Consider the following 10,369-nt stretch of genomic DNA (forward strand, 5'->3'; position numbering starts at 1 on the left):
CCCAGTCCAAGTTCCAGGTATCTGTAGCCTGCCGCAACGATCTTCTTTCTCGAAGGCGTGAGTCCTGCTTTTCTGTAGGCTTTCATTCCTTCGCGGAAAACTTCGGGGGCGAGCATGAAAAGCTCTCTCTCGTCCGATCCGAACAGGCATTTTTCTCCGCAGGCATAGAGCTCTGTTTTGGGAGGTTTTCTCCCGATAGCGCTGCAAGCTTTCATTCCTTCCCTGAATTCTCCTTTCCGCAGCTGGGCTTTGGCATATTCGAAGATCTTCTCTTCCATCTCGCGCGGGGCGAAATATTTCAGGGGAGCGCCATAAAGCACATTCAGGATCTTGAGCGCGTGCTCCAGTTCATCTTCTTCGAGGCATTGGTCGAACAGGCCGAGGAGCCGGTCTTTTGCTCCCGCTTTGGCATAGGCTTCTATGCAGCTTCCATATAGGCAGTGGTCGAATCGGACACTGTCCCTGTAATGTCTGTCGCCTTCTGCGATAAGTTTTGCTTTCTGAATGCGCGTGAGGCTTTCGCTCGGGAATTTTTCTCCGGTATCTTCCCAGAAATATATTCCGAGAAGGATCTGTCCTTTTTCGATCAGAAGCTTTGCAATGCTTTTCAGTTTTTCCTTGTCGTGAAGGGCATAGCATGCTTCTTTTACGCCGATATGGCTTCTTTTCCTTATTCTTTGTTCGATATTTTCAACGTACTTGTCTATGAAATTCCTGAGCTCATCCTCGGGAGGTTTTACCCCGGCTTTTTCATAGCAGTTCAGTGCGATCAGCACGTATCCATTTTTCAGACAGTGGAGGCCAAGTCCCAAAAGCCTGATCCTTGCGCCCGCATTTTCATAACATCTGTGGGCCTTCATAAGGTCTCCGGACCCAAAGCTGAGATCTCCCTTGATGATCTCGCATTCCCTATAGGAAGGCGTAGCGCCTGCCAAGCGGAAGCTCTCCTCGGCGATGTGCGTTAAGCCCTTTTCAAGAGCCGCTCTTGCAAGCCGGATCAAGTTTCTTTTTGATCCCGATTCAACGAAACATTCAAAAGCTAAATCATATTCGCCATTGAATAAATGAACCTCTCCGTCGATAGATCTCGAGATCTTTTCTGCGTCTGATAACATCTTTCGCTCCTTCTGTTCTGCGATTATGAACAGAAGTCTTGGCGCATTCTCTATCACGTCAAAACTGCTGTTCGCAATTGAGCGACAAAGGATCGTAATATATTTCTCCGGGATTGTCAATACGGGACAATAAAAAAACAGGGGAGTTTCCCCGCTTGTTTTTAGAGCAATCTGGTGATGACTATGGTGCGCGCGATCCTTGTCGTGAAAGCGTCCGATGCGGAATCAACGGTTTTTTTGATCGATTCGGCAGTGTCGCTATGCCCGTTCTTTTTCTGAAAATCAGCTAATTTTTCCGATATTGCATCAAGTTCTCCGCATATCCGCCGCCCTTCCGGCATATCCTCCTGCGTTTTCACGTTGTTCATGCGGATCTGCAGCTCTCTGAAGTCGTGCATTTCCAGTAATCTGGAAATTTCCGGCGAATCGCTTGCCATTTGCGGCACATCGTACAATTTGTATATGTTCATTCCTCCATGTTCGTATTAAACGATTTACAGCAATTTTATATCATTGGTCTGAATTTGTAAAACGCATTTTGACAATATGCAATTTCAAGTAGTATTATTTATTCAGGAGGAAAGATTGATGAAAATTAAATTCTTAAGAGCATTTATTCCGGCTTTCGGAATTATTTTGCTTGCTGCTGCCATAGCCATGGACATGGGAATGAATCCATTTTGGATACAGCAAGGCTTGATCGTTTTGATCATTGCAACTTTTGGATCGCTGGCATTGGCAGTCAACAGACTGATAGACATAACCGAATTAACAAGGGATGTCCTGGTCGGTTCAACGATGGCTGCCTATCTGACAGGAGCTATTCTGAGCTTGCCGCACATTTTTCCGGAGGCAAAAATATTCCTTTTGGAAGGGCCTGCTGTGGCGATGGCCATTATAATAATATCGATTCTGTATCCAAGAAGTTGGAATGGCCTAAGCAAGATCTGACTAGGGGATAAACATCATCTCCTTTTTTTTATTTGCTTTAGACTCGGAAAGACAAGACTGTATGATTATGCTATAATGCGAGCATAGATATGATACTCCTGTAATACAATGCGCGAAGCTGCGTCTATGATATGTGAGGCCAACTCGAGGAGAAATGATAACAAAAAAACATGTCATTCTCAAAGACCGCCGGTTCGGCGGAACAAGTCTACATTCGGCAGGCGCATCTGTATAATTTAGGCATCTTAAAAAGAGGAGATGGCTATAGGCGGATCCAGTGCCTGTCCGAAGTAGGCGGGTTTGCAAATATGATCGGTCTATGGCGGGCTCATGCAGGCAGAGTCACAAAATGAAAACAGTCTCGTTTATTAATATGTAAGGCATCGCAAGCGATGCAATTCAAAGGTCGAAAAATTTGGATTTGCACAAGAAAGCCAGGATCATGAATTCAGATGATCCCAGCTTCATTTAAGAATTAATTGAAAATATTAAAAGGACAATATTATGATAAAAATAAAGACGATAAAAAAAATTATTGGAATGTTCGCTGTTTTTGCATTCATCGTAAGTCTGATGCCGGCGGCTGTAATGACCGCAAGCGCCGATGATAATGAAGCGAGCGATGACTCTTCCGATGCGGCGCAAGGCGAGGCCATCACTGCAAATGATATGCTTCACTTCCAGGTCAAGGTGAGATGGGGAAATGTCACGGGAGATCCTCAAAGCGTCGCACAGACGAATTTCAAGGGAAGCGCGACCGTTGACAATACGGCAAGAGTGAGTCTTGAAAATACTCTGAAGTTCGAAAATCACACAGCCGAAGCGGACAAGATCACCGAAGAGACGGCTACTAAAGTTTCCTGGAATTCGCTTATATACAGCGACTGGGACGGGGTTATGCTGACAGTTTCGGCTCCGGCCTCGAGTTTCGTTACGATAGATACTTCTCTCGATTCCGCAAGCGGTTATGTTTCGGGCGGCGCATCTTCATATCAGATCAAAAAAACCGCACAGGAATTATATTCAAATGACGGAGAAACATCAGTGGATGTCGGAAGTGGAAGAGAACTTGTGGTGAAAGGCTATAAAGTTTCAAAGCATCCGAGCTATTTTATGAAGGTGTTCTGGGGAAGGATCGATGCAAGCGGGTATGGCGAAGAATGCATTCCTACCGCAACAGTTAAATGCACGACTCCGCTTCTGAATGCGACGGGATCGTTCAAGATCGATAGCGGAGGAAAATTGAATTTGGTCAAAACTTTGCGTTTTGAATGGCCGGACAAAATAACGTCCAAGTCGAATACCGAGATCGACTGGCAGTCCGCTTTGTATGGCGGGATCGACGGGATTTTGGTCCATCTCAAACTGGATGCCGATACGCTTGATGCAAGCGATACGGTCACGATAAATTTCGATAAGCATGCCGCAGCCGGATTTCCGAAATCATTCGGCATCGTTGATCTGTATCACAACGGGATCACAAAATATGTGATCGATGGAACGAACGGTTATGGCGTCGCGTTCGAGGTATGGAAGAAGCCGAATAAATCTGTCATAAAAGTGAAAGGCAAGCCGACCGTCTATGTCATTGAAGATGGCTTAAAGATGCCGATCCAGTCGCCGACAGTGCTTGCCAGCAATGGACTGAGCTTTGCCGATGTTGAAGAAGTGGATCAGGAAGAGGCGGACACCTATTCTGACGGGGAGCCTCTGAACTATGCGGATGGCACTATGGTGAGAGAATCTGACAGGCCGGAGGTCTATGTCGTTGCAAACGGCCAGAAGAAGCATATTCTTGACCCGATAGCGTTTGCGGACCTCGGATACAATTGGAACAATGTTCTGGTTGTCGCTCCGAAGTCGCTTGGGATCTTCAGCAATGCCGCACCGATGAATTCGAATTCAGCCCATCCGGAAGGCGCGCTGATCAGAGTTGAAGGCACGAATACCGTATATGTCGTTGAGGGCGGAAAGAAAGTTCCGATCTCAGACATACAGCTTTTCAATGCCAGGAAATATGATTGGAACAAGGTCCTTGTCATAAAAGACAAGCAGGCCAAAAAATTCGATGTTTCAACTCAGCTCACGTATCCGGACGGAAGCCTGATAAAGGATAATTCCGGAAAAGTCTATGTCGTAGATCATGGAAAGAAAAGATGGATCAGGTCGAGCGAGGATTTCAAAAAAGGCGGATTCAAAGAAAACAAGATCGTGAGCGTCGATAGTACCGCATCAAACCAGCTTCCTGCGGGCGATGACGTGGTTGCCAATGACGTAGATTAGGAAATAGCAATGGAATACTCCCGCTTCTGCGGGAGTATTTTTTTATGTCGAGGAACATATTTTACAAATAAAAATATTGTGATAAAATCATCGTAGGGTGATAAATTGAAGTTTCTCGAAGAGATAAGATGCAAAATTTGCGAATTTGCGGCGAAGCCTGAAAATTTTCCGGATATAGAAACAAGGAGTTTCTTAAAGGAAGATTTTTACGGTCTGTCGGGCGCAAGTAAAGCGATTTTGAGGAAATTCGGGCACGATATCGCCAGCATGGAATGTCGTTTGGCGCTTCATGGAAGTCTTCTGATATGTCCCATCTGCGGAAACACCGGACAGTTTGATCTCAAGGCTCAGACAGCATAAAATGTAAAATAAATAAAAATAAATAAAAAATAAAACATTCATTCGCCATCCGGCGAGACGCAATCAATCTTTAGGTGCGACGCATAGTCCGCCTATATTTTTTATCAAATTTTACAGGACGATCGCAGGGGAATTGCCGGTGCGGTCATCGCATAAAATGTGTTGACAAATAAATATTTTATGCTAATCTTTATTAAGTAAAATAAATCAAAAAAGCATGACTGACAACAATTTTGACAAGATAAAAAAACTGATAAAGATCATCGGCGGAAAGGTGATCATTGTTGAAGATGGAAAACCGACCATGGTGATCATAGACGTGGATGAATATGCCAGGGTCAATGATGTCAAAAATGATTTTTCAAAGAGGAAGGAGGCGGAAGGGAATTTGGAAAGGATCAATCTGGATATAAATGTCTGGAAGAAAAAACAGGAAGAAAGGAGATTGAAGCAGATCGAAAATAATCTGAATTTGGACTGCAGGAAAGAGTTTAGGGCCGAAAAAGCGGCAGATAAGACGGATGAAGAAATGGTCGTGGAAGGGCTATAAAAACATTTCGGGACTGACTATTGACAATTTTGTTATATATGTGTAATATAGGTATATAACTTTAAGAACCAACAAATCAGTTATTCCGTATGGTTGAACGGCCGAGGGTCTTGTCAAATTTTTTATGTGTGCTAGAATGAATTGTATTGTTAAAAATAGCGTTAATAAGAAAGTATTTTATTTTATAAATTAAATAATTTATTAAGGCGGCGTCAGGCTGTCTTAATCGAAGGAGAAATATAAAAATGGCAGAACTATTTGATAGGTCAAAACCACATGTTAACGTCGGCACAATCGGCCATGTTGACCATGGAAAAACAACTTTGACCGCAGCTATAACCAGCTGTCTAGCCGGAGCCGGAAAAAAGTCACACAAGGTAAATGTTGATGATCTGGATAAGGCGCCGGAATCAAAAGCCAGAGGCATTACGATCGCCACTGCTCATGTTGAATATGAGACAGACGCGAGACATTATGCTCATGTTGATTGTCCGGGACATGCCGACTATATAAAGAACATGATCACAGGCGCAGCCCAGATGGACGGTGCTATTTTGGTCGTGGCGGCAACTGACGGTCCTATGCCTCAGACCAGAGAACACATTTTGCTCGCAAGGCAAGTCGGTGTTCCTGAGATCGTTGTTTTCATCAACAAGGTGGATATGGTGGATGATCCTGAACTTATTGATCTCGTTGAGGACGAAGTCAGGGAACTTTTGACGAAATATGAATTTGACGGTGCAAATACTGCTATTGTGAGAGGTTCAGCTCTCAAGGCTCTTGAATGCGGATGCGGCAAAGAAGAATGCGCAGCTTGCAAACCTGTTCTTGAACTCACCAAGGCTTTGGATGAAAGAATTCCGCAGCCGAAGAGAGAAACAGACAAACCTTACCTTATGCCTATTGAAGATATATTCTCCATTGAAGGAAGAGGAACTGTCGTAACCGGAAGGATCGAAAGAGGCATTGTCAACCTGAACCAGGAAGTTGAACTGGTCGGGATCAAACCTACCAAGAAAGTTGTCGTAACCGGAATTGAAATGTTCAATAAGCAATTGGACAAGGGCCAGGCCGGAGACAATGCGGGAATCCTGCTCCGAGGCATCAAGAAGGAAGATGTTCAAAGAGGCCAGGTTCTGGCAGCGATCGGATCCATCACTCCGCATACCGAATTTTTGGGCGAAGTTTATGTTTTGACGAAAGAGGAAGGCGGAAGACACACTCCTTTCTTTACAGGATACAAACCTCAATTTTATATCAGAACTACCGATGTTACGGGCGAGGCAGCGCTTCCTGAAGGAACTGAAATGGTTATGCCCGGAGATACAGTGAACCTATCGATCAAATTGATCGCTCCGGTGGCCATGGAAGAAGGAATGAGATTTGCGATCAGAGAAGGCGGAAAAACTGTAGGTGCGGGCGTTGTTACGAAGATCATAAAATAGGAAGATTCATTCTTCTTATTTTTTGCATAAAAAATCACTTTTTTATGCAGACGAAAGATAAAAATTCATTTTTTTATCCCATAAAATAACTAAAGTTCATATAGATAATAAATTTAACTCACTTGGACCTAAATGACCGATAAAAAGAAACAGGAAAACAATGAGACTAAAACGAAGATCAGGATAAAGATCAAGGCCTATGATCATAAGATCATAGATCAGTCCGCAAAGCAGATTGTGGAGACGGTTTTGAGGAATGGCGCTACTGTCAGAGGACCGGTGCCTCTTCCTACAGAGATAAGCAAGCTGACCGTAAACAAATCCACTTTCGTGCACAAGGATTCACGTGATCAATTTGAAATGAGGATCCACAAGAGACTCGTTGACATAATTGAACCGAATCCAAAGATCATCGATGCGCTGACGAATCTGAATCTTCCGGCGGGTGTATTCGTTGAAATAAAGATGTAGTTGTAAATGAACTGTTAAAATTAAAATTTATTATATGCTAGTTTAAGTACTGGTACTGGGACTGTGAAACAATCGAGTTCCGGGAAAGTTATGAGTACTTAGTATACTGAATTAGCCAATGAAATCGGATTAAAACGGTTATGGTTGGCTGAATGTCCGGTTTTTTTATTTGTTTATCAGATTGATTAATTTATATATATTATGAAATTCATATTAGGAAAAAAAATTGGAATGAGCCAGATATTCATCGGCGAAGGGGAAAACAGAAAGGTTGTTCCGGTCACTGTCATTGAAGCCGGACCTTGCGTGGTGACACAAGTTAAGACGGTCGAGAAGGACGGATATAGGGCGGTACAGGTGGGATTCGGAGAGAAGAAAAGCATAAACAAGCCGATGGCAGGGCATTTGAAAGGTCTTGGAAAATTCAGATATCTTGCTGAATTCGAACCTGAGGAAAAGGCGGAATATAAGGTCGGTGATAAGATCGAACTTAGCGTGTTCGCTGAAGGCGACAAGGTGAAGATCGTCGGAACGACAAAGGCGAAAGGATTCCAGGGGCCGATGAAGAGACATGGTTTCAGGGGCGGACCGGCATCTCACGGACAGAAGCACAGCAACAGAAAGCCGGGCTCGCTTGCATCGAGAAGAACCGGAAAAGTTGCCAAGGGAAAAAGGATGGCCGGAAGAATGGGTGCGGATAAACATACACAGATCAGTCTGAAGATCGCGGAAGTGGATAAGGAGCGCGGATTATTGCTTGTGAAAGGATCCGTAGCCGGAAATCCGGGAGGGTTGCTGAAAGTTTTAAGCGAATAGAAAGGTTAAATTTAATAAAGATTAAAATATTTTAAAGATATGCCAAAAGTAAAAGTATACAACATAGAAGGAAAGGAAACCGGCGAGATCGAGCTACCTAAGAGGATCTTTGACCTCAAGGTCAATGATAATCTTGTGCATCAGGCGGTTGTTGCGCAATCGGCCAATTCCAGAGAGGCCTTCGCGCACACAAAACACAAAGGCGAGGTCAGAGGCGGAGGAAAGAAGCCATGGAAACAGAAAGGATTGGGAAAGGCGAGGCACGGATCCATCAGATCTCCGATATGGAAAGGCGGAGGCATCGTTTTCGGACCCAGACCTGACAGGAATTTTACGAAAAAAATAAACAAGAAGATGAAGATGAGAGCTCTTTTTATGGTGCTTTCGGGAAAACTCAGGGACAATGAGATCGTTGTCGTTGAGAATTTCAATTTAGAAAAGGCATCGACCAAGAAAATGGAGAACATTCTGAATAAACTTCCGCTTTTGGGCAAGGTTGTGATATCGCTCGATAAGAAGAATGAGAACATCATCAATTCGGCAAAGAATATATCTTATGTAAGCTTTGTTGCAAGCAATTCGTTGAATGTGGTTGATCTTCTCAGCAATAAGACGCTTCTTATTAACAAAGAGGCAATCAAGGATATTGAAAAGACGTATAAGCATGAGTTTAATATTAAAAAATAGTAAATTATATATATGGGAATTTTAGATAAGATCAGAAAGAAAGAAGACAAAACGGAAGGCGTAAAGGCCGTGGCCGCTCCTTCAAAGGCGGTAAAAAAGGATTCCAGGAAGGCGGCAAAGAAAACCGAGACTAAGAGCGCGAAGGCGGAAACGGCGGAAAAAAAGCCGGCTGTGAAAGAGACGGCAAAAAAGAAGAAGGCGCCCGCAAAAGAAAATACGCCGCTCGCGCATTTTGACCTCATTAGGAGGCCGCATATCTCCGAAAAGGCTTTTTATTCGGGAGAAGAGAACAAGTATGTTTTTGAGGTTGCCAAAAGCGCCAATAAGACCGAAGTGAAAAAAGCTGTTGAAAATATATACCATGTTTCCGTTGAGAGGGTGAATATGATAAACGTGCCTTCAAAAACGAAAATGTATAAAGGCATTCCGGGAGAAAAGAGCGGATTTAAAAAAGCGATCGTAAAACTCAAAAAAGGAGAAACGATCGATGTTATCGAGGGAGTTTAATTAATTGAAAGTAATTTAAGCTAATATGGCATTAAAAAAATATAAACCAACGTCACCAGGAAGAAGAGGAATGCTCGGATATGATTTTTCAATGTTAGATAAGACAAAGCCCGAAAAGAGCCTGCTTGCTCCGAAAACAAGCAAGGCCGGACGCGGAAGCCTCGGAACGATAACCACAAGGCACAGAGGCGGAGCGGTCAAGAAGAGATTCAGGATCATTGATTTCAAAATGAACAAATTTGAGATACCTGCAAAGGTTGCATCTATTGAATACGATCCGAACAGGACCGCAAGAATAGCTCTACTTGCATATGCGGATGGAGAAAAGAGATATATTATCGCACCGGACGGGCTGAAGAAGGGCGACGATATCATCACATCGCAGAATGCGCCTATAAAGCTCGGAAACAGGCTGCCTGTCAAGAAAATTCCGGTCGGTTCGATCATATTCAATGTTGAAATGTTTCCGGGCAAAGGCGGACAGATCGCAAGATCTGCGGGAACTGCAGCAAAGCTTATGGCTATCGAAGGCGGACTCGCTCATATCGGACTTCCTTCGGGAAGGGTCATGCTGGTCAGCGAGGAAGCATTTGCGAGCATCGGCCAGGTCAGCAATCTGGACCACAATAAGGTCGTTATCGGAAAAGCGGGCCGCGCGAGATGGATGGGAAAGCGTCCCGAGGTCAGAGGTTCTGCCATGAACCCCGTTGATCATCCTCATGGAGGAGGAGAGGGCCGCCAGCCGATCGGCTTGAAGCATCCGAAGACCCCATGGGGCAAGCCGGCGTTGGGATATAAGACTGTAAGGAAGAAAAAGAAGAAATTGAAACAGAGAGTTGAAAAGGAAGTGCCAATAATTACCAATTAAATTTATAACATATGTCAAGATCGCTAAAAAAAGGACCTTATGTTGATCAGAGGCTTCTGGAAAAGGTGAAGAATATGAAGGCAGGAGACAAGACGGCCATAAAGACCTGGGCCAGAAGATCGACCATTACGCCTGAAATGGTGGGATATGTGTTCGGAGTCCATAACGGAAAGAGCCATATCGAGGTTTTTGTCACTGAAGACATGGTCGGACACAAGCTGGGAGAATTTTCGCTGACCAGAAAGTTTACGAAGCATGGCGGAAAGATGCAGAAGGAACAAGAAAAGGAAGCGGCAGACAAGGAAGCGGCAAAAGG

Annotated in this window: 14 protein-coding genes; 12 read left to right on the forward strand and 2 right to left on the reverse strand. The window is 44.0% G+C overall.

Annotated features, from left to right (window positions below; translation table 11 throughout):
- Both WC788_09595 and WC788_09600 read right to left on the reverse strand, forming a co-directional pair.
- Window positions 1-1,235: hypothetical protein (locus WC788_09595; GenBank protein MFA6097849.1), on the reverse strand; the 1,235-nt coding region annotated here is incomplete at its 3' end.
- A 41-nt stretch (window positions 1,236-1,276) separates the two neighbouring features.
- A complete protein-coding gene (locus WC788_09600) occupies window positions 1,277-1,585 on the reverse strand; it encodes a hypothetical protein (protein ID MFA6097850.1) in 309 nt (102 codons plus the stop codon).
- A gap of 118 nt (window positions 1,586-1,703) precedes the next feature.
- Between WC788_09600 and WC788_09605 the strand changes: the two genes are divergently transcribed.
- From WC788_09605 to rpsS, 12 genes are all read left to right on the forward strand, one after another.
- Complete coding sequence (locus WC788_09605; GenBank protein MFA6097851.1) at window positions 1,704-2,066, forward strand: hypothetical protein; 363 nt, start codon at window positions 1,704-1,706, stop codon at window positions 2,064-2,066.
- Between the two features lie 170 nt (window positions 2,067-2,236).
- Window positions 2,237-2,419, forward strand: coding sequence for a hypothetical protein (locus WC788_09610; protein MFA6097852.1), 183 nt, complete (start codon window positions 2,237-2,239; stop codon window positions 2,417-2,419).
- Between the two features lie 151 nt (window positions 2,420-2,570).
- Window positions 2,571-4,349, forward strand: a complete 1,779-nt coding sequence (locus WC788_09615) for a hypothetical protein (protein MFA6097853.1) — start codon at window positions 2,571-2,573, stop codon at window positions 4,347-4,349.
- Between the two features lie 105 nt (window positions 4,350-4,454).
- The gene (locus WC788_09620; protein ID MFA6097854.1) at window positions 4,455-4,709 is read left to right on the forward strand and encodes a hypothetical protein; all 255 of its coding nucleotides are present in this window, start codon (window positions 4,455-4,457) and stop codon (window positions 4,707-4,709) included.
- A gap of 217 nt (window positions 4,710-4,926) precedes the next feature.
- Window positions 4,927-5,259, forward strand: coding sequence for a hypothetical protein (locus tag WC788_09625; GenBank protein ID MFA6097855.1), 333 nt, complete (start codon window positions 4,927-4,929; stop codon window positions 5,257-5,259).
- 245 nt (window positions 5,260-5,504) lie between these two features.
- Window positions 5,505-6,704 carry an elongation factor Tu gene (tuf, locus tag WC788_09630; GenBank protein ID MFA6097856.1) on the forward strand — a complete coding sequence of 400 codons (1,200 nt, stop codon included), beginning with the start codon at window positions 5,505-5,507 and terminating at the stop codon, window positions 6,702-6,704.
- A 132-nt stretch (window positions 6,705-6,836) separates the two neighbouring features.
- Entirely contained in the window at window positions 6,837-7,175 is a 339-nt protein-coding gene (rpsJ, locus tag WC788_09635; protein ID MFA6097857.1) for a 30S ribosomal protein S10, read from the forward strand.
- Between the two features lie 201 nt (window positions 7,176-7,376).
- Complete coding sequence (gene rplC, locus WC788_09640) at window positions 7,377-7,991, forward strand: 50S ribosomal protein L3 (protein MFA6097858.1); 615 nt, start codon at window positions 7,377-7,379, stop codon at window positions 7,989-7,991.
- A gap of 39 nt (window positions 7,992-8,030) precedes the next feature.
- On the forward strand, window positions 8,031-8,678 hold the full coding sequence (gene rplD, locus WC788_09645; GenBank protein MFA6097859.1) for a 50S ribosomal protein L4: 648 nt from the start codon (window positions 8,031-8,033) through the stop codon (window positions 8,676-8,678).
- 12 nt (window positions 8,679-8,690) lie between these two features.
- Entirely contained in the window at window positions 8,691-9,185 is a 495-nt protein-coding gene (gene rplW, locus WC788_09650; protein MFA6097860.1) for a 50S ribosomal protein L23, read from the forward strand.
- 25 nt (window positions 9,186-9,210) lie between these two features.
- Complete coding sequence (gene rplB, locus WC788_09655) at window positions 9,211-10,053, forward strand: 50S ribosomal protein L2 (protein ID MFA6097861.1); 843 nt, start codon at window positions 9,211-9,213, stop codon at window positions 10,051-10,053.
- A gap of 11 nt (window positions 10,054-10,064) precedes the next feature.
- Window positions 10,065-10,369 (forward strand): 30S ribosomal protein S19 (rpsS, locus tag WC788_09660; GenBank protein MFA6097862.1); only part of this gene is annotated, 305 nt, incomplete at its 3' end.

The sequence above is a fragment of the Candidatus Paceibacterota bacterium genome, from assembly GCA_041661265.1.
Classification (GTDB): Bacteria; Patescibacteriota; Minisyncoccia; order JAHIHE01; family JAGLIN01; genus JBAZUT01.